Origin of the sequence: Paeniglutamicibacter cryotolerans (genome assembly GCF_014190875.1) — a bacterium.
Taxonomy (GTDB): domain Bacteria; phylum Actinomycetota; class Actinomycetes; order Actinomycetales; family Micrococcaceae; genus Paeniglutamicibacter; species Paeniglutamicibacter cryotolerans.
On record NZ_JACHVS010000001.1, the window covers coordinates 2,069,691 to 2,092,233 of the forward strand.

Genomic DNA, 22,543 nt, shown 5'->3' on the forward strand with positions numbered 1-22,543 from the left:
GCAGATGCCAGATAAGTCGCCGCATCGGCACGAACCCAAGAAATCGGCCCAGAAGACGATCAAGCAGCGGCGCGCTGAAAAGCGCTCGAAGAATGCTCCGGTCGAGATCGTCGATCAGGTCACGCACATCAAGAAACACTGACCCGATTCGTTAAGTCAGATGTTTAGCCCCGGACCGGCCGGGGGTCCCGTCACGGATCCTTTCGGCCGTTCCGCCGCGTCCGGGGTGGAACAGCAGGGCGTGGACGGTGCTCTCGGACCCGGTTGTGTCCAGCTCCGATGTCAGGCCGGTGCGCGCAGCGCAGCTACCAGGTCGTCGATCAATTGCACAGCACGCTGGGTCCAGAGCAGGTCACGAGCCAGGACGGCACTGCGGGCGCGGTTGTGGGCCCGGGCCGAGCGCAGGAGCAGGGGCGGGACGACCAGCGCACCGATGAGCAGCCCGAGCAGCGTGGCGGTCACGGTGCCGGTGTCGCCTGAATCCACGGCAAACACGATGGCAGCCCCGAGTGTCGCCAGCATCAGGGCGATCCTGAGCCAATGGGCGGGATGGGCCACCCACCATCTGCGCGCCAGCCTTCGTTCGGCGGCCGTGGCCGGAACCGCCCCGTGAGTGGAGCGCATCTCCTGGACCTGTCGGCCGCTGATCTGTTCCCAGACCCGGTCCGGGAGGGTCCCATCGAGCAGGTGTTCCAACAGGGCCTGGTCGCTGGCGCGCAGTCGGCCCCAGGGTGCGGTGAGCTGCTCACGGAGGGCAGCCCAATGCTCCCCGTCCATGTGCTGGGTGGCGTAGAACCCGCGCTCGGCGTTTTGCAGCTCGTAGAGTTTTTCGCCCAAGTTGGTGGGCCGCCCGGAACCATAGCGGGCGTAGGCGTTTGCCAGGTAGGCGGCCACGGCGAAGACACCGATGGAGATGGCGATGACGTTGATGTGCCGGGAGCTTTCGGTGAAGCGGACCGGGTCGAAGTCCTCCATCAACGCGCCGACCGACCAGCCCACCGTCCCGGAGATGATGAAACCGACGGCGCCGAGCACAATCACTGGGCCGACCAGCGACTGGCCCGATACCCGGTCCTCGAGGCTGCGCGGGCTCATCCGCATCCGGGCGATCTCCCAGGATGCGGCCAACGGCGACAAGGCCCAGGTGAGGCAGAACCCCGCCAACACGAAGAGATACATCGCCAGCGCCGTCTGCGCCAGATCCTCGAACACGTCCGGATTCCCCTCTCCTACGGCTGCAGGGCATGAATTCCGTCAAGCCTAGCCGGTGCCCTGCCGAAGTCGAATCCCCTCCAGCTACGATGAACACATGACTGTGGAAACACCGATGGTCACCACGTTTTCAACAGATCGAGTGCCCGCCGGACAACGCGTGAGCTATTGGGAACGGCATAGCGAGGCATCGTTGATGTCCCTGACCTGTTCGGTGGATGACAAGCAGGACTTCCTGGCCCGGCAGTTTCAGTTGCCGTTGTCCCGTTTGCGCTATCTGCGGATGCACGGGAGCGGGCATTCCATCGGCAGGATAGCCGCGGGGATCCGGGACCTGCCCGCCGATGTGCTGTTCCTGTGCCTGCTGACCGGCGGGGAGGCTGCCTTCGGGCAGGGCAGTGGCACCGATCTGCTCGGGCGCGGGGAGGGGATCCTCTACGATCCGGACGTCCCGTTCACCTATTCGTTCGCACGGGAACTGAACCAGGTGGTGGTGGAGCTGCCGCGGGACCTCTTCCACTCCATCACTGGCCAGGAGGGGCTGTTGAGGTCCCGGTTGATACGGCGGGACGGGAGCCCCGGGGTGGACGGCATGGGATGGCTCATCGCCCTGGTCCAGCGTTCCATAGACCAGCCGGAAACAGCTAGGGCCCAGGAGGACACGGCGCTCGCGCTCCTGGTTGACATGCTGCTGCAGATTCCGCGGAGCCCCGCGGAGGACCACGTCGCGGCGGCCAGCCGTTTCATAGCGGAAAACGTGTCGAACCCCGGGCTCTCCGTTCCGCGGATCGCGCGGGGCCTGGGGATCACCCCGCGACACTTGAACCGGGTCTTTGCCGCCCAGGGGCGCAGCGTCGCCGCACACGTCCTGGAGGTCCGGCTCGAACGGGCCCATGGACTGTTGCTCGACCCTCGACATGCGCAGCTTAACATCTCCCGGATTGCGGCTCTTGCCGGCTTCTCCAGCGCCGCGCATTTCGCCCGGACGTTCAGGGCGCGGTACGGGCATTCCGCCACTGAGGTGCGGCGCGGAACCCCGAGATAGGTCCCAGCTGCCGGCTTTCCTTGTTCATTTGGGACATTTCCCCCGTGGCCCCGGCACTGCTGGAAGGATCACCAATACGTTGATCCGGGTCGCGGGTCGCGGGTCATGGAGGCAAAAGAGGGATGTTATGTCGAGATTCGTGCTGGTCCATGGGGCTTTCCACGGTGCCTGGTGCTGGGCTCGGATTGCGCAACGGTTGCGGGCCGCTGGCCACCGCGTCTCGGCCATCGACCTGCCGGGCTCGGGCGAGGATCAGACGCCAGCGGAAGCGGTGGACCTCAAGGCCTATGCCCGCCGTGTTGCGCAGGAACTGACGAGCGACGCCGAGACGGCGATCCTGGTAGGGCACAGCATGGGCGGCATAGCCCTCACGCAGGCGGCAGCCGATGCTCCGGAGTCGGTCGAGCAAGTCATCTACGTTGCTGCGTTCCTGCCCAGAAACGGCGAGAGCCTGCTCTCCCTCGCGTCGCTGCCCGAGGGCGCCGGCGACGGGGTTCAGGCGAACATGGTTGTCGCCGGTGAGCCGCCGGTGGCGAGCATGCCGCCGTAGAAGGCCCTCGAGGTCTTCTACGGTATGTGCGATCCGGCCGACGGCGCCGAGGCGGCTTCGAAGATCGGTGGGCAACCCGTGGTGCCGTTTGTGGATCCGGTGGAGATCGACGATGCCGTCGAAGTGAAGCGGAGCTATGTGTTGACGCTGCGCGACCAGGCGATTCCGCCGGCGCTTCAGCGGCATATGGCGCAAAGCTCGAACGTCTCGGAGCTGGACACCGACCACTCGCCGTTCCTGTCCAGGCCCGATGAACTCGCGGAAATTCTGCTTGTCTTTGCGAAGTGACTGGTTGATCCGCGGTTGAAGTGTGAAAACGGCGGCGGGGGCCATGAGAGGGTCCCCGCCGCAGGTTTTGCCGGCGTCTAGCGGATGCCGGCGATGACCTCGGCATGGGGCAGTGCGGGGGAGAAATGGCCGTCGCGACCGGTGACGTCGTGGTTGTTGACCAGCGCGTTCAGCACCGCTTCCTCGACCGCCTCGACTGTTGCCGTGTACAGCCCATCCATCTGCGCCCAGGGAAGGAACTCAAGGGAGTCCAGCGGGGTGCCGGCCCCGCCCATGGTGATGTTGGAAACCAGGGAGCCTTGGTTGGCGGTGGAAAACGCGAGGAAGATGTCCCCGGAGAAGTGGCCGCCGGTGGTTCCTGTCCGGGCCAGGCCCATCGGTACGCGTCGGGCCAGGGCCTTGGCCTGTGCCGGGAGCAGCGGGGCATCGGTGGCGACGATGACGATGACCGAGCCGGAGCCGCCGGGAATGGATGAGGCGGCTGCCAGTTCGGTCGTGAACCAGTCGGTGTCCTGCATCGGGCAGGGTGCCTGGGAGGTGCGGCCGACCGGTACGCCGTTGATGCGCAGTTCCTTGCGCGAACCGAAGTTCGCCTGCAGAAAGACGCCGAGCGTGTAGTCGGTGTCGCAGGCCCGCACCTTGCGCGAAGCTGTGCCGGACCCGCCCTTGAAACCGTAGCAGTTCATGCCGGTGCCGCCACCGACCGAGCCCTCGGCCAACGGGCCGGAGACCGCCGCGTCCAATGCCTGGGCTGCATGTTCGGGAGTCACCAAATTGTCATTGATGCGGTTCAGGTAACCGTCCCAGGTCTCGGCGACCACCGGGAGCATCCACTGGGCCGAGACCCGTGGGTGGTTCTCGTGCATCCAGCGATTCACCCCGGTGTGGCAGGCGCCCACGGAATGCGAGTTCGTGATCATGATCGGGGTGGAGAACTGGCCGGATTCCTCGATCCAGGTCCGCCCCGTCATTTCCCCATTCCCGTTCAGCGAGTACGTCCCGGCAGAGCAGGGTACTCCCACCCCGTCGTGGCCGCGTGGAAGGATCGCAGTGACTCCGGTGCAGGCCGAACCGTCGCCCGGATCCAACGTCACATAGCCCACGGTGATACCGGGAACGTCGGTGATGGCATTGTGCTCGCCGGGCACGCCATCCAGCTCGATGCCCAGATCGCGAGCCCGCACTGTCATCGCAACATCACTTGCTGAACCATCGGTCATATTTTTCACCATTCACTTCGTCACCATTGATATATATGTTGATCATATAGTTGAAGCACTGGTCAGATGCGACGCGGGTCACCCCCCCGTTCAGAGGGTGCGGCACCAGCCACTCAAATACCCCAGCGAACCTGATGGTTCCTTGTTTCGGCGGGTTACAGGCAGCGGCGTAATGCTCTTCTGCCGCGCCTCTCGACCCCTTAGCCAGGGTCAGGTGAGCCATACGTGGGCCAAGGACGCATGCACTCGGGATGAAGGGGGCGCTCGCCGGAGGATTCCACAACCCTTGACTGGGGCATGCTAGAGAGTGCATCGGTATCGCGGGCAACGGCCAACCGCCGAACTGTCGTGCCGGCCGAGCGACCGACCGGCACACGATCGGCACGGACGGTAGGGCTTCGGTGAGGACATCGTGCTGGCCCTCACGCGTCAGGATAGTGAGCACAGTGCGAGAAGGTAATCAGCGTGTCCTCCACGATCTGCACGGTGGAACCGAAACCGGTGAACTCAATCCGTGGAGCCCAGGTCATGGCACCGGCCCTGGCTGAATTCGAGGATGCCTGCGGCCTGCACCAGATGATCGGTGGGGGGCTGTATGTAAGCGGCCAGCTGGCCGTGGAACCTGAATCGGGCGGGGGCTTCGCTAGCTGACATGGTGCACCACACGGCTGAGTGGCTCCAATGATAGTTTGAAGGTTCACTCACATTGACCAAAATCAGGGGGAATATTGAGGAATTCATGGGGACGCGGCCTCGCCGCGTTGATTGCGGCCTCGTCGTTGGTGCTCGGCGGCAGTGTTGCCGCCGGCGCTGCACCGCAGCCCGCCGCCATCGGGCAGGTTGTTGCTGTGGCGAAGAAGGCTCCGGCGCCGGTGGCCATCAAGGTCATCCCGAATAAGACGGTGAAGGGCAACGCCAAGGTCACTATCAAGCCGCTGGTGCGCGTTAACTCGAAGAAAGCCAAGCTGACCAAGCAGCGGATCTCGGTCAAGCAGGGCAATCGGACTCTGGCCAGTTACGCGAAGTCAGTCCGGCTAAAGGCTGGCACCTATAAGGTGACCACGACGGTGAAGTACAAGCGGACGGGCTCGAAGAGCATCAAGACCGTGTCCAAAAAGCAGACACTGGTCATCAAGAAGGCCCCGGTCAAGAAGTCGAGCTGGGTTTACAGCAGCAGCAACTGGTCCTGCCCGTCCGCTTACCCGATCAAGGGCAACGAAAGTTCCATGATCTACCACGTGCCGGGTGGACAGTACTACTCCCGCACCAATCCGGAGCGCTGCTTCGCCTCGGGGGCGGCCGCCCGTGCGGCCGGATACCGCTCATCTAAGCGCTGAAACCAAAAAGAGGAAGCCGGGGGCGCCGATCAGTGGATCCAGGCCCCCGGCTTCTTCTGGTTAATCGGTTCAAATCAGGCTTGCTACCCCTCTTTTCCTGTCTCCGGGCAGGGCCAAAAAATTCTTTTGAGAATTTCCAATCCATCGAACCACCGGCACCGAATGCTTCTTGACAGCCCACCCCACAGGGGGCGGGAAAGGTAAAGGCAGCCAACGGTTGCCGACTGGCAAGGAGAAGCGTCATGAAGCTCATGAACCGTAAGTTCGCATCAGTACTCGGAGTAGTTGCCATTGCCTCGATGGGTTTGACCGCCTGTTCCTCGGGTGGCGAGACCACAACCACCCCGGCACCGAGCTCGGCCCCGATGACCAGCAGCGCCCCGGCTTCGCCCGCACCATCGAGCAGCGCCATGGACCCGGCAGCAAATCTGGTTGGTTCCGGCTGTGCCGCCTACGCTAAGGCCGTCCCGTCCGGCGCAGGTTCGGTCACGGGCATGGCCCAGGACCCGGTCGCCGTCGCCGCCTCGAACAACCCTCTGCTGACCACGCTCACCGCGGCCGTCTCCGGGAAGCTGAACCCCAAGGTCGATCTCGTTGACACGCTCAACGGTGGACAGTTCACCGTCTTCGCCCCCGTTGATGCGGCCTTCAAGGCCATCCCCGCGAAGGACCTGGACGCCGTGGTTGCCAACGCCGACACGCTTACCTCCGTGCTGACCTACCACGTGGTGCCCGGCCAGATCGCACCGGCAGACATCGACGGAACCCACGCCACCGTCGAAGGTGCCGACCTGAAGGTGACCGGCAGTGGTAACGACATCAAGGTCAACGGGGCATCGGTGATCTGTGGCGGCGTCCAGACCGCAAATGCAACCGTGTACCTGATCGACAAGGTGCTCATGCCGCCGGCAAAGAAGTAACGTCCGCAAAAAACAGCGGATCGGGACGATGTCAGCAATGACGGCAAGCGGGCTGGTGTCCCGGGGAATAGGTCTCCGGGGACACCAGCTTTATTGCTTTCCGGATCGTGCTGCGGCCTGTGGAAATAGAGCCTCGCGTTGTGACCGGCAATGTCGCGGGTGAACGAATTGCGTGAGACGCTTAAAGGCATGCGGCCTACACGATTACCGGATCCGGAATATGATGCCCCGCCAACGCATGAGGATTTGATGTTGCGTGTGGCCACGGGCGACGAGGGTGCCTTTGAGGAACTCTATGAAGCGGTCTCCGCTCAGGTTTTCGGGCTGATCCGCCGCATCATTCGAGACGAGGCCCAAAGCGAGGAAGTCACTCAGGAGGTGTTCGTGGAGGCATGGCAGCAGGCCACCCGGTTCGATCCGGCCCGGGGCAAGGCCATCTCGTGGATCCTGACCTTGGCTCACCGTCGGGCTGTCGACCGCGTGCGGGCCAGCCAAGCCAGTCGCGACCGTGATCTGCGCCAAGGCATCAAGGAATTCCAAGAAACCTACGACGATGTCGAAGAAGGCGTGGTCCTCCGCGATGAAAGCCACCGGGTCCTCGTGGCCTTGGAACGGTTATCGCAGGCGCAACGGGATGCCATCAGGCTGGCTTATTTTGGTGGATATACCCACCATGAGGTGGCAGTGATGCTCAAGATCCCGGTGGGCACGGCCAAGACGCGAATACGCGATGGAATGACCAAACTTCGAGACCTGATGGGAGTGGCGTAATGGAACAGCACGAAAACGAGTTGACCGGCAGCTACGCCCTGAATGCACTCAACGAAACCGAACGTCAGGAGTTGTTCGAGCATTCGGAACGCTCCTCGGCAATCCGCGATGAGATTGATGCCCTGACAGGAACCGCGACCCTGCTCGGTCTCAGTGCCGCCCCCGTTGCCCCTCCGGCGAGGGTCAAAACAAACATCATGGCCGCCATCAAGAACACGGCACAGCTGCCGGCGGAAACCTCCCCCATGACGAGCTCTGCGGCGGATGCTCCCGCGGAAGAGACCTTACCGGCGCAAGCCACTGAGGATGCCCAGACACCTCCGGTCCAACCCGTTGTCCCGGTCACCAGCCTGGCCGCCGAACGCGAAGCGCGGCGACCGGCTCGCTTTTCCACTCGGGTCCTGGGCATTGCCGCCGGTGCCTTGTTTGTCGCTTCGGCAGGCTTGGCCAGTGTGGTGATCAGCCAGAATGTCCAACAGGAAAAGCTCGAGACGCAGTTGGCTGATGCGGGTAAGAACCAGGCCGAACTGACCCGTCTGCTGACGGCCTCCGATGTGAAATCGGCGACCCAGACCCTCAAGGATGGGGCCCGGGTGACGCTTGCCTATTCCGCCGGTGAGGGAATGATGGCAGTCACTACTGCCGGATTGCCCGCACTGCCCACCGACAAAGGGTACGAATTCTGGTTGATCTCCGATGAGGGGGCCGTCTCGGCCGGACTGCTCAGTGGACCGGACCCTGACACCATGACCCTGGTGAACGGTTCGATGCAGGGTATCACGCACTTCGGCATCTCGGTGGAACCCTCCGGTGGTTCCCCGGAGCCGACGACGACCCCGATCCTGGTCCAGGAACTGTAGGCGGAGGGCGCTGGGAAACTAAACCGCGTTCTCCCGGCGCCCATCCAATCCGGCGGTGGTACCGTTCCGAATACATCGTGATGACACCTTCCGGGGACACCGGGGGACACGTTTTACGACACACATGGCGGTGCACTGATGAAGCAACAAAGGAAAACTCGCGGACGCGATCTGGCCAGGTTCGGGTTCCTTGGGCTGGTTTCGGCGGCGGTGCTCTTCGCCGTTGCACAACTGGTGTCGGCCTTCTTTGCCGTATCGTCGGCACCGCTGGTGGCCATGGGCTCGGTGTTCATCAACCTGACCCCGCCCTGGCTCAAAGACCTCGTGATTGGTCTCTTCGGCACCAACGACAAGCTGGTGCTTTTCCTTTCCCTGGGTCTGGTGGCTGCAATCGTTGCGGTGGGCATCGGGCTTCTTGCCCGGCGCTCCTTCGGCTGGGCCGCCGGATGCATCGTGATCTTGGGAGCGGTGATCTCCGTTGCAGTGATTTCCCGTCCGGCCACGTCGTTGGCCGACATCACCCCGACGCTCGTGGGCGTGGTGGCCTCACTGTTCGTAATGCGTGCGCTGGTCAATGCCGCCTGGCGGGTTGAGAAGGCGGCCGTCGGTGAGGGGCCCGGGGCCGACGTGGAGCGCACGGCCTCGCGCCGCATCTTCCTGTTCGGCACGTTGTTCACCGTGGTCGGCGCCGGCGTGGTGGCGGGGATCGGACAATCACTGGCCACGGTCCGTAATGTTGCCGTTGCCGCCAGGGAGGCGCTTAAGCTTCCGGCTCCGCGCACTTCCGCCCCGGCGCTTCCGGCGGGCGTGCAGGTCGATGTGGCAGGGATGCCACCCTTTGTCACGCCGAACGACGATTTCTACAGGATCGACACCGCTCTCTCCGTTCCGGATATCAACCCCTCCGACTGGTCTTTGCGGATCCACGGAATGGTGGAGAAGGAACTGACGATCGGTTTCGACGAACTGTTGGCATCCGAACTGAGCGAGGCTTATGTGACGTTGACCTGTGTCTCCAACGCGGTGGGAGGCTCGCTGGTGGGAAATGCCAAATGGTTGGGGCTGCCGATCCGCGATCTGCTGGCCCGGGCGATGCCGCAGCCTGGTGCCGACATGGTCTTGTCCACGTCCATTGACGGGTTTAGCGCCTCCACCCCGTTGGAGGTGCTCACCGATGGTCGTGATGCCTTGCTGGCCGTCGGCATGAATGGAACCCCGTTGCCCCTGGAACATGGATTTCCCGTGCGGATGGTGGTGCCCGGGCTCTACGGCTTCGTTTCGGCGACCAAGTGGGTTGTCGATTTGGAAGTGACCCGTTTTGCCGATGCGAAGGCCTATTGGTCTACCCGTGGCTGGTCGGATCACGGCCCGATCAAGTTGGCCTCGCGGGTCGACGTGCCGCGTGCGTTCGCCAAGGTCGCATCCGGAAAGGTCACCATGGGTGGCACGGCCTGGGCTCAGACCCGGGGCATCTCAAAGGTGCAGGTGCAGATCGACGACGGCGACTGGAAAGATGCGACCCTTGGGACCGAGGCATCTGTCGATACCTGGCGCCAGTGGAGCTACGTCTGGGAGGGTGGCTCCAGCGGGAACCACTCGGTGACGGTGAGGGCCGTCGATGGCAAGGGCAAGGTCCAGACCAGCGACAAGGCCGACCCGGCACCGAACGGCGCCAGCGGCTGGCAGCGCATCCAGTTCTCGGTGGCATAGGCTCCATCCCGCCGCCGGACGATGTAGGCTCCGATGTATGTAGCGCCACGGGGCGGCGCCGGAACGGGGCAGACGTGGGCGGCGGGAACAACTATGACTACGTGGTGGTCGGTGCGGGAATCGTGGGTCTGGCCACGGCCCGAGAGTTGCTACACCGCGAACCCGGGGCCACGGTGGCGGTGCTTGAGAAGGAAGCCGGGGTTGCCACGCACCAGACCGGACACAATTCCGGGGTCATCCATGCGGGCATCTACTATGAACCAGGCTCGCTCAAGGCGCGTCTATGCCGCGAGGGGGAACAGGCAACGAAGGAATTCTGTCGCGAAAACGGGATTCGCTACGAAACAACCGGCAAGCTCGTGGTGGCGACCAATGAATCCGAGGCCGCACGGCTGGGCGACCTCCATGACCGGGCGCTGCTCAACGGGATCAATGTCCGCCCGATCAGCGGGCTGGAACTGGGTAAGATCGAGCCGAACATCGCCGGTACCGCGGCACTGCTTGTCGCCTCTACCGGCATTGTCGACTATCGCAAGGTGGCCGGTGCGATGGCCCGCGAAATAACCGGGCGTGGTGGACGCATAGCATGCTCGACTCGGGTGACTGGCATCCGCGAACTTCCCGACCGGGTCGAGGTCGCTACCGTGGCTGGGGAAACCCTCAGCGCCGGAAGGCTGTTGGTCTGCGGGGGACTGCAAGCGGACCGGCTGCTGCGGATGGGCGGAGTGGAACCGGATTTCCGGATCGTTCCCTTCCGCGGGGAGTACTACCGCCTTCCCGAAAGGCTCTCAGGGCTGGTCCGGCACTTGATCTACCCGGTTCCGGACCCCAACTTGCCGTTCCTCGGGGTGCATCTTTCGCCGACGATCGGCGGTTCAATTACCGTAGGTCCGAATGCCGTCGTGGGCCTCGCCCGGGAAGGCTACGCGAAATACTCCGTCAGCGGCCGGGACGCGGCCGACATGTTCGGTTTCCCGGGTTTCTGGAAGGTGATGGCCGCGAACCTGTCCTCAGGTTTCGGTGAACTGCGTGATTCCGTCTTCAAACACGGATACCTGGCTGCCTGCCGGAAATACTGCCCCTCGTTGGAGGCCCGGGACCTGGCCCCGTATCCGGCAGGCATCCGCGCCCAGGCGGTGATGGCCGACGGGTCCCTGGTCCATGACTTCCTCATCCGGTCCACCGCACGACAATTACATGTGGCCAATGCGCCGTCGCCTGCGGCGACTTCCGCCGTGCCGATCGCCCGGATGATCGTGGCGATGCTCGCAGGAGAGGGCAGCCGGAGGAACTGAGGCTCAGGTGTACCTGAGCGATCCCGGTGCGCCCGGGCGCTCGCCGGTCTCCAGCCAGCCGCCGTAGAGCTGTCCGTTTACACCGTCGCGCAGCAAGTCGTGTATGACGGTGAGCTGACAGGAATTGCCGACCTGGACGATGCCGTAGGCGATCCGGGTTTCGCCTTCGGCCGTCGCCTCCTCGTCCCACCGGGTGGTCATGGTCATGACCAGCTTGCGTGGGGGATCGGCCTCCAACACAGTGCCGGTGTCCAGTGATCCGTTCACATGCGGTTTGCCATGGTGACTGCGGATCCCGGCAGCCAACCAGTGAGGGCCGCCCACGGCAGCTCGGGGGTGGTGCGGATATAGGTTTCCTAGGTCTTTATTCTCGTTTCCCATCGTGTTTTCAGCCCGCTCAGCGAGGCGACCACCGGTTCCGAGTATGTGGAGACCCAGCGCTCGTGGATGAGCCTGATCGGGACCGGGCTGCAGGAAGCGGAGTTTTTCCCGGCCGCGGCGCCGCATCACGACCAGCCCGGCTGCCTCAAGCCGGCGTAGCTGCTTCATCACCCCGAATCGGGACATGCTGAAGCTTAAGTCCAGGGCGCCCAGGCTCTGGCCATCGGACTCGTCGGGTGCATCGGGCAGCTCGCGTCGGGTGGGATCGGCCAGGGCCTGGAAGGCGGCCTCCGTGGAACAGATCGAAGGTGACTAAAAGGTCACATATTCGGGGTTCGGGAAACAAAAGCGGCGGGGACGGTCACGATGGACCGTCCCCGCCGGAACAGGGTGAAGCGTTCGAACGGATCCTACTTCTTGTCGTCTCCGGTGAGCCGCTGGCTCAGGTAGACCGGGATCATCGAGGCCAGGATCAGGACCGCGGCAATCACGTTGACCACCGGGGCCTGGTTGGGACGCGACATGTTGTTGAAGATCCAGATCGGCAGCGTCTCGGTGCCCGGCGCGGCGGTGAACGTGGTGACCACGATTTCATCGAAGCTCAGCGCGAAGGCCAACAGGCCGCCGGCGATGAAGGCGGAGCGGAACCCGGGGAAGGTGACCTGGAAGAACGTCTTGAACACGTTCGCGCCCATGTCCATCGCCGCCTCCTCGAGGCCGCGGTTCATCCTGCCCATGCGCGCCTGGACGTTGTTGAACACCATGACTATCGAGAATGTCGCATGTCCCACGATCACCGAGAACAGGCCCAGGCCGATGCCCAGCGGTTCCAGCACCGTCTTGAACGTGTTGTTCAACGCGACACCGGTGACGATGCCCGGCAGCGCGATAGGCAGCACGACCAGCAGGTTCACCGTGTTCTTCCCGAAGAACTCGTAGCGGGACAGGGCAAAGGCAACCATCGAGCCCAGGACCAGGGAGATCGCCGTGGCCACCGAGGCGACCTTGATCGAGGTCCACAGGGCCTCGCGCACTCCCTCGTTGTGCATGGCCGCGACCCACCACTTGGTGGTGAACTCCTGGATCGGGAAGGCACCGGACGTGGTGGCGTTGAACGAATTGGCTATCACCAGCAGCAGCGGCAGATAGATGGCGGCCATGACCAGGAACGCGAAGACGCGCAGGGTGATCTTGGCGGGGGCAGAGAGTCTCATGCCGTATCTCCTAGAGGGCCTTCAAGGCGCCGGTTTTGCGCGCCAAGAAGAGGTAGAGCACCACGACGAGGATCGGCACGATGCCGAAGGCCGCCGCCAGTGGCGGGTTCAAGTTGATGTTTGAGGCGATGACTGTCCCGATGACCTGAGTCTTTCCACCGACGAACTGCGCGGCAATATAGTCGCCGAGCGAGAGTGAGAAGGTGAAGATGGACCCGGCGATGAAGGCCGGCTTCAGCAGGGGGATGGCCACTGTGCGCACCGTCGCCCAGGAACGGGCACCGAGGTCCGAGGAAGCGTCCAGAAGATTATCCGGGATCTGCCGGAAGGCGGAATAGACCGGGACGGCCATGTACGGGAACCAGAGATAGGACAGTGTGATGATCAGCGCGGCGGTGCCGTAGCCCGGGCCGGTCATGCCCAGCGGGGCCAGCAGCCAATCGAGCGGTCCGCCGGCGGAGAAGGTGATGCGCCAGGAGAAGACTTTGACCAGGTAGCCGGCCCACAGTGGCAGGGTGATGCCGATGGCCAGCACGGCGCGCATTCTCGGGGAGGCCACCTTGGCCATGTAGAGCCCCAGCGGCAGCGCGAGCGACATGCACACAAGCGTGACTGCCAGCGCGATGCCGATGGTGCGCAGCGCAGTGGCCTGGTAGGCCGGCTGGGTGAGGATCTCGGCGAAGTTCTCCAGCGTGAATGCCGGGATCACCTTGGACGTGAAGGAGTCGGTGGTCCAGAACGCGGTGATGAACAGCAGTGCGAGCGAACCGATGTAGAGCACGCCGAGCCAGAGCATGGGCAGCAACAGCAACGCGGTGACGCGCAGCTTGGGACGTACGTAGAGCACCCGGGAGACGACGTCGGTCAGGCTCCGGCGTGTTGCGGTCGAGTGGACCGGGGGCGCCGCCGAATCCGGCGGGGTCTGAAGAAGTGTCATGGCGGTTGACGACGAAAACTCGTCGATCCTCCTCTTTCAAGGGTGCTGCGGGGAAGCATGGGGGGAGCCCGAAGGCCGGGGTGTGGTCCGGGAGGGAGGGGTTGGCATCCCGCCCGGACCACGGACGGTGCGTGGAGTTAGCCCTTGACCTCGGTCCAGGCCTTGGTCCATTCCTGGTAGTTGGTGCAGACGGCGTCGGTGCGCCCGTCGATGCACTGCTCGACCGGGGTGGTCCACATCCACACGTTCTTGTAGTAGTCCTCGTCGGTGGCGTGGAACGTGTCGCAGTGCGCCTCGTTCTCCTTCGAGCCTTCGCAGGCCAGCTTGGAAGCCGGGGCCATGCCGAAGTTCTGCGAGATCTTGGCATTCACCTCGGCGGAGGAGGCATAGTCCATCCACTTGTAGGCGCAGTTCGGGTTCTTGGACTTCGAGGAGATCATCCAAGTATCGGACCAGCCGGTGGCGCCTTCCTTCGGCAGTACGGACTTGACCGGTCCGCCGTCGGCCTGGGCCAGGTTGACCACGACCTGCCAGCCGGTGCCCAGCGCGGCCGTACCCGAGGAGATCGAGGAGACGGCCTTCAGCGCGTCGTTCCAGTACTCGCCGGCGATGCCGTTCTGGGTCTTGAGCAGCTCGACGGCGGCGGCGAGCTGATCCTTGTCCAGCGCGTACGGGTTGGTGATGCCCAGGTCCGGCTGCGTGGCCATCAGGTAGACGGCAGCGTCGGCGATGAAGATCGGCGAATCGTAGGCCATCACCTTGCCCTTGTACGCGCTGTCGGCGGCCCAGGTGTCGGCCCATGAGGTCGGGGCCTCCTTGACCTGGTCGGTGTTGTACATCAGCACGTTGGCGCCGCGGCCGATCGGGACGCCATAGCTCTTGCCGTTGAGCGTGTCGTAGATCTGGCCCTTGAGCCCGTCGACGATGTTGCCGAAGTTCGGGATCAGTTCGGTGTTCACCGGGGCGACGTCGCCGCCGGCAATCAGGCGCAGCGAGGCATCGCCGGAGGCGGACACGAGGTCGTACTCGCCGCCGCGCATCAGCTGAACCATCTCATCGGATGTCGCTCCGACCTTGCGGTTGACCTTGCACTGCGTGTTGGCCTCGAACTTCGAGACCCAGTCGGCGTCCGGGTTGGTCGAGCCGTCCTCGACGAAACCGGCCCAGGCGATGATGTTGACCTGGCCCTCGGACTCGCCGACCTCGCTGGCAGCGGCGATGTCGGGGACCTGGATGCCGCCGGAGGAGGATGGCGCGCTGGCACCGGAGCAACCGGCCAGGATCAGGGTTGCCGAGGCGGCGAGGGCCGCGAGGGGCAGGAACTTACGGGATTTCATGGCAGTACCTTTCAGGGGAGGACAGGGGTGTGGCAGGTATTCGGGGTGGAAGCGCTATGGCCGGGCCCTAGATGGGGTAGTTGAACCGGGACGGCCATTCCAGCCGGACCCGCTGGCCGCGGAGGGCATTGGTGGCGCGGGCATCGTTTTGTTCCTGGACCATCAGCGTGTCGCCGCCGGGGGTGCGGGCGATGTAGCGGATGGTGGGGCCGGTGTAGATGATTTCCTCGATGACGGCGGCAACCGAGGAGTGGCCCGGTTCCGGGGTGGCGGCGGCGTCGCGGACGCTGATCCGCTCGGGGCGCAGGCTCAGGAGGGCAGTGGTGCCGGTGAGCTCCCTGGCCAGGTCGCCCTCGATGAGGTTCGTGTTGCCCAGAAAGGTCGCCACGAAGCGGGTGGCCGGGCGTTCATACAGGTCCTCGGGGGTGCCGACCTGGTCGATCTTGCCGTCGTTGAACACGGCGACCCGGTCCGAGAGCGTGAGCGCCTCCTCCTGGTCGTGGGTGACGAAGACGAACGTGATGCCGACGTCGCGCTGAATGGCCTTGAGCTCGATCTGCATCTGTTCGCGCAGCTGCTTGTCCAGTGCTCCCAGAGGTTCGTCGAGCAGCAGTACCTGCGGGCGCAGCACCAGGGCACGGGCCAGCGCAATGCGCTGGCGCTGGCCGCCGGAGAGCTGGGAGGGCAGCCGGTGCGAGACCTGGGGCAGGCGGACCATTTCCAGGGCCTCGACCACGCGGCGATTGCGCTCGGACTTGGGTCGCTTGCGCAGCTTGAGTCCGTATTCGACGTTCTGCGCGACGGTGAGGTGGGGGAAGAGCGCATAGTCCTGGAAGACGGTGTTCACGTCGCGTTCGAACGGCGCCGAGTTGGTGACGTCGGTGTTGCCGAGCTTGATCGTGCCGGTGCTGGGCAGCTCGAAGCCGGCGATCATGCGCAACACAGTGGTCTTGCCCGAGCCCGAGGGGCCGAGCAGGGAGAAGAATTCGCCGGTGCGGATGTCGAGGTCCAGGCCCTTGACGGCGTGGAAGTCGCCGAAGGACTTGCCGACCTGGCGCAGGGAGATGGCGGGCGTAGCATCGGAACCGGCGGCCGGCCCCTGAGCGGTGAGGGTGGAAGCTGATGCTGCTGGCACGGCATCCGTCCTTTCTGCGTGGCTGGTTGTGGGAGGAGCCCCAAACTGTGTATTACCTATGAAACCAGATGTTAGATGTAATAGCCATCACTTCCTGAATTGTTTCTGTGAGAAGCTGATCGAACCGAGCCGTCCGCACCCCCTATCCCGCCGATTTGAAAGGATTGCACCATGCCTCAGGACTCATCCCCACGCCAGCGCCAACTCTCGGCCGTTTTCGCAACCCTCGAAGGCGGAGGACGCGCCCAACGGGTCGAGGACCGCATCATTGGGGGAATCAGTGCCGGAATCCTTCTGGATGGCGAGCGCCTGCCCAGTGAGGCCGAACTGGCCACGTCCATGGGGGTGGCCACGGTAACGGCGCGCGAGGCACTGGTGGCGTTGCGCTCCCGCGGGCTGGTGGCCACCCGGCGTGGACGCGAGGGTGGAACGTTTATTACGCTCCCCGACGGTGACCGATCGGCATTGCTCTTCGCCCGACTGGCCGGGTTGAGCCGGGTGGAACTGCGCGACATGGGCATCCACTACGCAGCGATTTGCTCCACTGCGGCCGAACTTGCCGCGTTGAACGCCGATGCCGAAGACGCCGCCGGGATCCGCCGCATTCTCGATGCCGAGCCGGGCGCTGCCGTCCCCGGCGTCACGGTAGGCAACTTCCTGTTGGAACTTGCTGCACTGAGCCAGTCAGCCCGGCTTACCCGCGAACACGTGCGCCTGCACACCGATTTCGGGTCGCTGCTGTGGCTCGCCCACGCCGATCCCGATTTTGACGCGGACATGCTCGAACTGTGCCGCCGGATCGTCGATGCCGTGACAGCCAGGGACCCGGCACGTGCGCGGGGACTGGTCAACGACTACATTAGGGCCGGAGTGGTCTGGCTCATCGAGGCCAAGGCCGTTCGCGGACCGGCCCCCGGCACCACCATCGACAGGAGCAACCCATGAACAGCGCCCCCGGTACCGGCACGCCCCCGGGAGGGGCGATCCAGGACTTCTTCGCATCGATCCTGGCCGACCTGCGGGAATGGTCCGGTGGCGTGACGGCGCTCTTCGAGGCCTCCGCGTCGGCTCCGACGCGCCGGGTGGTGGACGACGCCGTCCAGCCGCTGGCCCTCGGTCTACTGGGGGAATCGACGCTCCCGCTGGTCGGCGGGGGGTTCGTAGCTGCCCGTGACGCGCTCGCCGATGCCACCTGGCATATGGCCTGGTGGCAGGGGGCAACGCGGGAGCGGCTGCTGCTGATGGCGATGGAATCGGCGGGGGAGACCTATTCGCGCCGTGAATGGTTCACCGTCCCGATGGAGTCTGGCCGTGGCCACATCACCGGGCCTTACGTCGACTTCCTGTGCACCGACGAGTACACGGTGACGTTCACCGTCCCCGTCGAATCAGGTGGGCGCCGTGTAGGGATCGCCGGGGCGGATATCCTCGTCGAATCCCTGGAGGACCTGCTCATGGAGCGGATCCTGGCCATCGGCTCGAAGGCTGCCCTGGTGAACCGCAGCGGCCGGGTCATTTTGTCACCGGATCCGCAACTTGCCGCCGGCCTGCTGCTGGCGCCCGGCTGGCAGGACGCCGTCGACGGGTGGTTGGCCGTCGACGGAGCGGGGTCCGAAAACATGAACGTGATCCGCTGCGGGGACCTTCCGCTGGCCGTCGTCAGCCCCTAGCGCCGCGCTCATCGCAGTTTCTGAGCTGCACCCACTTCGGTGTGTTCCCCGGCATTCGCCAGGGTTCCGGCATCGGATTCCAGGTGGGCGCGAATGAACCACTGGAACTGCTCAAGGGCGGCGATCTGGCCCATCAACAGGTCCTCGGTGATGGGATCCAATGCGCCGATTTCCGCCATGGCCGAGCGCATGGATGTCACCACGCCTGAATACACCAGATCCAGCGCTGCAAGGTGCTCGGCGGTGGCAGCGCGGTTGATCGAGTAGTCGTCCCAGGTCCGCCGGGCCACAAGGTCCCCGGGGAGCCCGTTGGGTGAGACCCCGAGCGTGGCCATGCGCTCGGCCAGCGCATCGACCATGAGTCTGACCTCGTCGATCTGGGGGTCGAGCATCTCATACACCCCGATGAAGTCACGGCCCACTACGTTCCAATGCACGTGCTTGAGTGTCAGCTGCAGGTCGTTGAGCGAGTGCAGGCGAAGCTGGAGGATATTCCCGGCCTTCTGCCCGGCGCTGAGTGTGACCCCGGGTACCGTGTAGCTCGCTTCGGTGTCGTTGTTTTCAACCATGATGAACCTCCTTGACCCCGCCGCCGACGCCCGGTGGCCCGCTGCCCACGCTACGCCGATACGCGGTCATGTCCACAGGTGCCGGGAAAAGTTCCCGGGATTCCGGGACCGTGACACGGGCATGCTGAAGGTCCGCAGGTACCGGAACGCGGTGCCCCACAGCAATCACCCGGAGGATGAAATGGCCACCACGAAGTACGCAACGCCACTGGCCTTACCCGAGCGCACCCGGAGGAACGCCGGCCTTGCCGGGTATTCGGCCGCCTTCCTGCTGGCAGCAAACATGGTCCTGGCGCTACTGCATCCAGCGGCGATGGGGGAGCATTCCACGGGTCCGGGGCGCCTCTCGGAGGGGCTTGTGGGGGCCGCGTTCCTGGCCGGATCCTGCTTTCTGGGCCTGGTCCTGATGGCCGGAGCGGACCGGCTGGGCCCGGGAGCCCGGATCACGTGTGGGGTCTGTGTTGCGGCCTTTGCCGGGGCCGGTGCCACCATGGTGGCGGTGCTGGTCAATGCAGTTGAACCACCGGTGGAATTGTTCCTGCTCACGGCATCCGGTTCGCTGGTTGGCCTGGCGGCGACGGCGGTCATTGGTGCCCGGGCGAGGATCTGGACCCGGACCACCGGTATGTTGCTGGCGCTGCAGCTGCCGGTCTTGTTCCTGCTGCCACTGAATTCGCTGCTGATGGCCGGGATCTGGGTCGTCATGACCCGGCAACTGACCTCGAGGCAGCGGCGGGCCGGGGTTGTTGCTACGATCGCGCCATGAGCAATCGCCCGGGGGCAGCGGCGTGGTCAAGGACGGCGGGTTACGGAGCCGCGGTCCTGGCAGCAGTGCTACTGTTCGTTGCCCTGCCACTGGCCCATGAGCGCTGGCTTCAGCTGGTGCTCATGGGCCGCAACGATGGGTCCGGCCCAGTGCTGCATGCGGCCAGCTACGTCGGACTGGGCATCACCATGGTGCTCATCTTCGCGTGCACCACATTGATGGCGGCATGCGTGTTGAACCACCACGGGCATGCACTGGCCTGCATTGTGCTCTCGCTGATGGCTCTGACCTTCGGGCAGACGCTTGAACCGTTCCTCGTAGTGGCGACCGGCAAGTCCTGGGCCTCGGGACTGGCCGAGGCGACATCCCTGACCCTGCTGTTGTTCATGCTCCTGCGCCTTCCCGGGGTGGGGGTCTTCCGCTCGGCTTCCGGCTGGGTAGCGCTGGCGGCGTTGTTCGCCCAAGCTGGAGGGCTGGCCCTAGCCACCGCTGGACCTCAAGCACCCGGATGGCTTCCCGCTGTTACGGCTGCGGGGTGGCTGGCAGTCCTGTTTGGACTGGTCAGTGCCGGTTTAGTGCGCTTCCGGCGCCGCGGTGCCGATAGGCTCCCGGGACGTGGACTGCTGTGGGGAGCCATGGCACTTGCCGTGTTCTTCCTTCTCCTTACCGGTCTCGTTCAGGGGGCGACAGCGCCGGGCTCGCTTGCTGACCTGTTGGCACAGTTCGCGCTTTTCGCCTCGTTCTCGCTGCTCGCCCTGGCCATCGCGGCCAGCGTGCTGCGGGAATCTTGGGAGGACAGATCCGGGGTGCTGGCAGCAGTCTTCACCTCGGCCGGGCTGTCGCTGAGCCTGGTGCTGGCCTTCGGGCTGGCCCTCTGGGCGCAGATGGCCAGCGGGCACGGGCCGGTTCCCGGGATCTGGGTCATGGCCTCGATGGCGGCTGTTGCCGCCTTCCTGCACCCGGCCTTCCGCTGGTTACGGCCACTGGTAGCCAGATTGGTCTACGGGCGGGCTGCTTCCACCGAGGAATTCATTGCCCAGCTGCTGGGACGGATCAGTGGGTTTCCACCGACAGCCACGGCGCAGGAGTCCCTGGAACACTGCCTGGATGTGGTGTGCCGGGGCCTGGGCCTAAGCTCCCTGAGCGCCAACCCCGACGGAACGCTGCTGGGCGAGCCGGCCACACGGGCCCGGGCCTTGGCCTTGCCGGTCTTTGCTCCGGTAGCCGATACGGTGCGTACCCGGGCGCATCTGGCAAGGGCCACCCGGATAGTGGGACAGGTCCGGGCCGAACGCCTGCGCGTGGTCGAGGACGAACGTCGGCGCCTGCGCCACGACCTGCATGACGAGCTCGGCCCGGCTTTGGGCGCGGCCGTGCTGAACCTGCAGGCAGCCGGAAACCTCGTCGGGGCACTAGCTGATGCTCGGGGACGGATGGCGCTCGAACTACTTGACGCCACGCAGGAACAGCTGCGCTCGCTGATCGGCAGGATCCGCCACATAGTCCGTGGCCTGCGTCCGGCAGTGCTGCACGACGGCGGACTCGGTACGGCACTTCAATCGCTGGCAGCCGGGACCCGCTCCGGGCCAGGCACGCTCATCGACCTCGGCACACTGCCACGTCCGCTGCCTGCGGCGGTGGAGACCGCAGCGTACCTCCTGGCGGCCGAGGCCACCGAAAACCACCGCCGGCACGTGGGCACCGGAACCTGTACCGTGCGTGCACACGTCCGGCCGGGGCCCGACGGTGGTGTCCTGCTGCTGGAAATCACCGATCAGGGCCCCGGTTTTGATCCAACCACAGTGACTCCCGGACTGGGGTTGGCCTCGATGCGTCAACGGGCGTTGGACCTGGGAGGGGTGTTCAAGCTGGAATCAGGACCGCATGGAACCCTGATCCGCGCCGAATTTCCATTGCCGAGGCCGGTTCATGAGCCCTGACCCGCTGCGTGTGGCAATAGCCGATGACCATACGTTGTTTCGCCGCGGACTTTGGGCGCTTTTGGCGTCGGTGCCCGACATGGAGGTCTGCGCCGAGGCTGCCGACGGTGGACAAGCGCTGCGTCGGGTCGTGGAAACCCATCCGGACGTGCTGTTGTTGGATATCCGGATGCCAGGGGAGACTGGGCTGGAGATGTTGCCCCGGATACGTCGTGCGGCTCCGGATACGGCCATCCTCATGCTTACCATGGTCGAACCCGGGCCATCGGTGCTCCTGGCCCTGAGCGAGGGAGCCAGCGGATATGTGCTCAAAGGGGCGGAGCAGGACGAACTGCTCCAGGCCATCCGGGCAGCGGCCCGCGGACAACTGCTCCTGGGCCCCGACGTCGCCGCAGCGGTGACCGGACGCCAGCAAACCGGTCCGTGGCAGGCGCCATTGGCGCAGCTCAGTGCCCGCGAACGCGAGGTTGCCGACCTGCTGGCGGCAGGGCTGCCGGTGGAGCGGATTGCCAGGCGGCTTGGCTTGAGCATTAAGTCGGTGCGCAACCACTTGGCCGTGATCCCGCGCAAGCTTGGCGTGGCTACCCGTGCCGAAGTCATCGAGGTGGCCAAGGCGGCTGGCCTGGGCCGCGAGATGAATTAGGGTAATCACCAAGAGACTGATCAGACGACAGAACGGTGGCGCGGATGCGGGCCCTGAGCATGATCCTTCGCGCTGCCGGGGCGCTGGGCATTGCTGCGGCAGTGTTGGCGCAGTGGCGCCGGACCCAGGAGAACGAGGCCGCGGGGACGGGGGAGACCAGCTTCGTGTCGCTGAACTTCTTCAGCTTCTTCACCATCGAATCCAACGTCTTTGCAGCGTTGGTGCTGGGCATCGGCTTCTTCATGATGATGCGCCGCGGACCCGAACCCAAGGGGTTCACGCTGCTGCGGGCCATCGCGGTGACCTACATGGCCACCACCGGGATCGTCTACAACCTCTTGCTGCGCGGGATCGAGCTGCCCCAGGGTGCCACCGTTGCCTGGTCCAACGAGGTCCTTCACCTGGCGGGTCCGCTGCTGGTGGTGCTGGACTGGCTGATTGCCCCGGGTAAGCGCCGGCTGGAGCCGGGCATGCTGTGGCCCATCGTCGCGTTCCCGGTGATCTGGGCCGGATACACGCTGATACGCGGCGCGCTCGTGCTGGATCCGCGCACCGGATCTCACTGGTATCCGTACCCGTTCCTGAACCCAGCGGCCTCGGCCAACGGCTATTTCTCCGTGGCCTTCTACGTCCTGCTCATCGCGGTGATGATCTGGGCGGTCGGGGCGCTGGTCCTGCGCACTTCGAGGCGCTTGCGCATTGGCTGAAGCGACACGTCCCGGTTTCCTGCGCACCCACACCAC

At 64.8% G+C, this 22,543-nt stretch carries 23 protein-coding genes and 1 pseudogene; 16 read left to right on the plus strand and 8 right to left on the minus strand.

All coding sequences use genetic code 11. The features are described 5' to 3' along the window. Positions 1-4: 4 nt before the first annotated feature. Complete coding sequence (locus tag E9229_RS09565; RefSeq protein WP_183510974.1) at positions 5-142, plus strand: hypothetical protein; 138 nt, start codon at positions 5-7, stop codon at positions 140-142. 140 nt (positions 143-282) lie between these two features. Here E9229_RS09565 and E9229_RS09570 read toward each other — a convergent pair whose 3' ends face one another. Continuing rightward, positions 283-1,212, minus strand: a complete 930-nt coding sequence (locus E9229_RS09570) for a hypothetical protein (RefSeq protein WP_183510975.1) — start codon at positions 1,210-1,212, stop codon at positions 283-285. A gap of 97 nt (positions 1,213-1,309) precedes the next feature. Between E9229_RS09570 and E9229_RS09575 the strand changes: the two genes are divergently transcribed. Next, a complete protein-coding gene (locus E9229_RS09575; protein ID WP_183510976.1) occupies positions 1,310-2,257 on the plus strand; it encodes an AraC family transcriptional regulator in 948 nt (315 codons plus the stop codon). Between the two features lie 127 nt (positions 2,258-2,384). Continuing rightward, positions 2,385-3,095: pseudogene (locus tag E9229_RS20075) on the plus strand (alpha/beta fold hydrolase). Between the two features lie 77 nt (positions 3,096-3,172). Here E9229_RS20075 and E9229_RS09590 read toward each other — a convergent pair. Then, on the minus strand, positions 3,173-4,285 hold the full coding sequence (locus E9229_RS09590; protein ID WP_246380448.1) for a DmpA family aminopeptidase: 1,113 nt from the start codon (positions 4,283-4,285) through the stop codon (positions 3,173-3,175). A 495-nt stretch (positions 4,286-4,780) separates the two neighbouring features. Between E9229_RS09590 and E9229_RS09595 the strand changes: the two genes are divergently transcribed. The 7 genes from E9229_RS09595 to lhgO all read left to right on the plus strand — a co-directional run bounded on the left by E9229_RS09595 (position 4,781) and on the right by lhgO (position 11,208). Next, positions 4,781-4,966, plus strand: a complete 186-nt coding sequence (locus tag E9229_RS09595) for a hypothetical protein (protein WP_183510980.1) — start codon at positions 4,781-4,783, stop codon at positions 4,964-4,966. 77 nt (positions 4,967-5,043) lie between these two features. After that, positions 5,044-5,652 (plus strand): sunset domain-containing protein, encoded by a 609-nt coding sequence (locus E9229_RS09600; protein ID WP_183510981.1) that lies wholly within the window; start codon positions 5,044-5,046, stop codon positions 5,650-5,652. A 242-nt stretch (positions 5,653-5,894) separates the two neighbouring features. Then, a complete protein-coding gene (locus tag E9229_RS09605) occupies positions 5,895-6,572 on the plus strand; it encodes a fasciclin domain-containing protein (RefSeq protein ID WP_183510983.1) in 678 nt (225 codons plus the stop codon). A 189-nt stretch (positions 6,573-6,761) separates the two neighbouring features. After that, positions 6,762-7,343, plus strand: coding sequence for an ECF RNA polymerase sigma factor SigK (gene sigK / locus E9229_RS09610; protein ID WP_183511986.1), 582 nt, complete (start codon positions 6,762-6,764; stop codon positions 7,341-7,343). Next, on the plus strand, positions 7,343-8,203 hold the full coding sequence (locus E9229_RS09615; RefSeq protein ID WP_183510984.1) for an anti-sigma factor: 861 nt from the start codon (positions 7,343-7,345) through the stop codon (positions 8,201-8,203). Before sigK ends, E9229_RS09615 begins: the two co-directional genes overlap by 1 nt. A gap of 138 nt (positions 8,204-8,341) precedes the next feature. Next, complete coding sequence (locus E9229_RS09620; protein ID WP_183510985.1) at positions 8,342-9,913, plus strand: molybdopterin-dependent oxidoreductase; 1,572 nt, start codon at positions 8,342-8,344, stop codon at positions 9,911-9,913. A gap of 74 nt (positions 9,914-9,987) precedes the next feature. Beyond that, positions 9,988-11,208: an L-2-hydroxyglutarate oxidase gene (lhgO, locus tag E9229_RS09625; protein WP_183510986.1), complete on the plus strand. Its 1,221-nt coding sequence runs from the start codon at positions 9,988-9,990 to the stop codon at positions 11,206-11,208. Positions 11,209-11,211: 3 nt separating this feature from the next. Here the strand turns inward: lhgO and E9229_RS19840 are convergent, their stop codons facing one another. The 5 genes from E9229_RS19840 to E9229_RS09650 form a co-directional block, all read right to left on the minus strand. Next, positions 11,212-11,475, minus strand: a complete 264-nt coding sequence (locus E9229_RS19840; RefSeq protein WP_312855655.1) for an SRPBCC domain-containing protein — start codon at positions 11,473-11,475, stop codon at positions 11,212-11,214. A gap of 524 nt (positions 11,476-11,999) precedes the next feature. Beyond that, on the minus strand, positions 12,000-12,803 hold the full coding sequence (locus E9229_RS09635; protein WP_183510987.1) for an ABC transporter permease: 804 nt from the start codon (positions 12,801-12,803) through the stop codon (positions 12,000-12,002). A 10-nt stretch (positions 12,804-12,813) separates the two neighbouring features. Then, the gene (locus tag E9229_RS09640; protein ID WP_183510988.1) at positions 12,814-13,740 is read right to left on the minus strand and encodes an ABC transporter permease; all 927 of its coding nucleotides are present in this window, start codon (positions 13,738-13,740) and stop codon (positions 12,814-12,816) included. A 137-nt stretch (positions 13,741-13,877) separates the two neighbouring features. After that, positions 13,878-15,077 carry an extracellular solute-binding protein gene (locus E9229_RS09645; RefSeq protein ID WP_183510989.1) on the minus strand — a complete coding sequence of 400 codons (1,200 nt, stop codon included), beginning with the start codon at positions 15,075-15,077 and terminating at the stop codon, positions 13,878-13,880. Between the two features lie 67 nt (positions 15,078-15,144). Next, positions 15,145-16,212: an ABC transporter ATP-binding protein gene (locus E9229_RS09650; protein ID WP_183510990.1), complete on the minus strand. Its 1,068-nt coding sequence runs from the start codon at positions 16,210-16,212 to the stop codon at positions 15,145-15,147. A 171-nt stretch (positions 16,213-16,383) separates the two neighbouring features. On the opposite strand from E9229_RS09650, the gene E9229_RS09655 reads away from it, so the two are divergent. Both E9229_RS09655 and E9229_RS09660 read left to right on the plus strand, forming a co-directional pair. Beyond that, positions 16,384-17,157, plus strand: coding sequence for a FadR/GntR family transcriptional regulator (locus E9229_RS09655; protein WP_183510991.1), 774 nt, complete (start codon positions 16,384-16,386; stop codon positions 17,155-17,157). Next, positions 17,154-17,882: a cache domain-containing protein gene (locus E9229_RS09660; protein ID WP_183510992.1), complete on the plus strand. Its 729-nt coding sequence runs from the start codon at positions 17,154-17,156 to the stop codon at positions 17,880-17,882. Before E9229_RS09655 ends, E9229_RS09660 begins: the two co-directional genes overlap by 4 nt. A gap of 8 nt (positions 17,883-17,890) precedes the next feature. On the opposite strand, the gene E9229_RS09665 is transcribed toward E9229_RS09660, so the two are convergent. Further along, entirely contained in the window at positions 17,891-18,451 is a 561-nt protein-coding gene (locus tag E9229_RS09665; protein WP_183510994.1) for a Dps family protein, read from the minus strand. A 181-nt stretch (positions 18,452-18,632) separates the two neighbouring features. On the opposite strand from E9229_RS09665, the gene E9229_RS09670 reads away from it, so the two are divergent. From E9229_RS09670 to E9229_RS09685, 4 genes are read left to right on the plus strand one after another with little or no spacing between them, the layout of a single operon-like run. Then, positions 18,633-19,217: a hypothetical protein gene (locus E9229_RS09670; RefSeq protein WP_183510995.1), complete on the plus strand. Its 585-nt coding sequence runs from the start codon at positions 18,633-18,635 to the stop codon at positions 19,215-19,217. Further along, complete coding sequence (locus E9229_RS09675) at positions 19,214-21,157, plus strand: sensor histidine kinase (RefSeq protein ID WP_183510996.1); 1,944 nt, start codon at positions 19,214-19,216, stop codon at positions 21,155-21,157. The genes E9229_RS09670 and E9229_RS09675 overlap by 4 nt, the downstream gene beginning before the upstream one ends. Next, on the plus strand, positions 21,147-21,800 hold the full coding sequence (locus tag E9229_RS09680; RefSeq protein WP_183510997.1) for a response regulator: 654 nt from the start codon (positions 21,147-21,149) through the stop codon (positions 21,798-21,800). Before E9229_RS09675 ends, E9229_RS09680 begins: the two co-directional genes overlap by 11 nt. Before the next feature lie 59 nt (positions 21,801-21,859). Beyond that, the gene (locus tag E9229_RS09685; RefSeq protein WP_246380449.1) at positions 21,860-22,507 is read left to right on the plus strand and encodes a Pr6Pr family membrane protein; all 648 of its coding nucleotides are present in this window, start codon (positions 21,860-21,862) and stop codon (positions 22,505-22,507) included. Positions 22,508-22,543 lie beyond the last annotated feature (36 nt).

Excerpts from the sequence above, each read along its gene's own strand:
- E9229_RS09565 (WP_183510974.1), top strand. The coding sequence starts at position 5 with ATGCCAGATAAGTCGCCGCATCGGCACGAACCCAAGAAATCGGCCCAG.
- E9229_RS09575 (WP_183510976.1), top strand. The coding sequence starts at position 1,310 with ATGACTGTGGAAACACCGATGGTCACCACGTTTTCAACAGATCGAGTG.
- E9229_RS09590 (WP_246380448.1), bottom strand. The coding sequence starts at position 4,285 with ATGACAGTGCGGGCTCGCGATCTGGGCATCGAGCTGGATGGCGTGCCC.
- E9229_RS09605 (WP_183510983.1), top strand. The coding sequence starts at position 5,895 with ATGAAGCTCATGAACCGTAAGTTCGCATCAGTACTCGGAGTAGTTGCC.
- sigK (WP_183511986.1), top strand. The coding sequence starts at position 6,762 with ATGCGGCCTACACGATTACCGGATCCGGAATATGATGCCCCGCCAACG.
- E9229_RS09615 (WP_183510984.1), top strand. The coding sequence starts at position 7,343 with ATGGAACAGCACGAAAACGAGTTGACCGGCAGCTACGCCCTGAATGCA.
- E9229_RS09620 (WP_183510985.1), top strand. The coding sequence starts at position 8,342 with ATGAAGCAACAAAGGAAAACTCGCGGACGCGATCTGGCCAGGTTCGGG.
- E9229_RS09635 (WP_183510987.1), bottom strand. The coding sequence starts at position 12,803 with ATGAGACTCTCTGCCCCCGCCAAGATCACCCTGCGCGTCTTCGCGTTC.
- E9229_RS09640 (WP_183510988.1), bottom strand. The coding sequence starts at position 13,740 with ATGACACTTCTTCAGACCCCGCCGGATTCGGCGGCGCCCCCGGTCCAC.
- E9229_RS09645 (WP_183510989.1), bottom strand. The coding sequence starts at position 15,077 with ATGAAATCCCGTAAGTTCCTGCCCCTCGCGGCCCTCGCCGCCTCGGCA.
- E9229_RS09655 (WP_183510991.1), top strand. The coding sequence starts at position 16,384 with ATGCCTCAGGACTCATCCCCACGCCAGCGCCAACTCTCGGCCGTTTTC.
- E9229_RS09660 (WP_183510992.1), top strand. The coding sequence starts at position 17,154 with ATGAACAGCGCCCCCGGTACCGGCACGCCCCCGGGAGGGGCGATCCAG.
- E9229_RS09665 (WP_183510994.1), bottom strand. The coding sequence starts at position 18,451 with ATGGTTGAAAACAACGACACCGAAGCGAGCTACACGGTACCCGGGGTC.
- E9229_RS09670 (WP_183510995.1), top strand. The coding sequence starts at position 18,633 with ATGGCCACCACGAAGTACGCAACGCCACTGGCCTTACCCGAGCGCACC.
- E9229_RS09675 (WP_183510996.1), top strand. The coding sequence starts at position 19,214 with ATGAGCAATCGCCCGGGGGCAGCGGCGTGGTCAAGGACGGCGGGTTAC.
- E9229_RS09680 (WP_183510997.1), top strand. The coding sequence starts at position 21,147 with ATGAGCCCTGACCCGCTGCGTGTGGCAATAGCCGATGACCATACGTTG.
- E9229_RS09685 (WP_246380449.1), top strand. The coding sequence starts at position 21,860 with ATGATCCTTCGCGCTGCCGGGGCGCTGGGCATTGCTGCGGCAGTGTTG.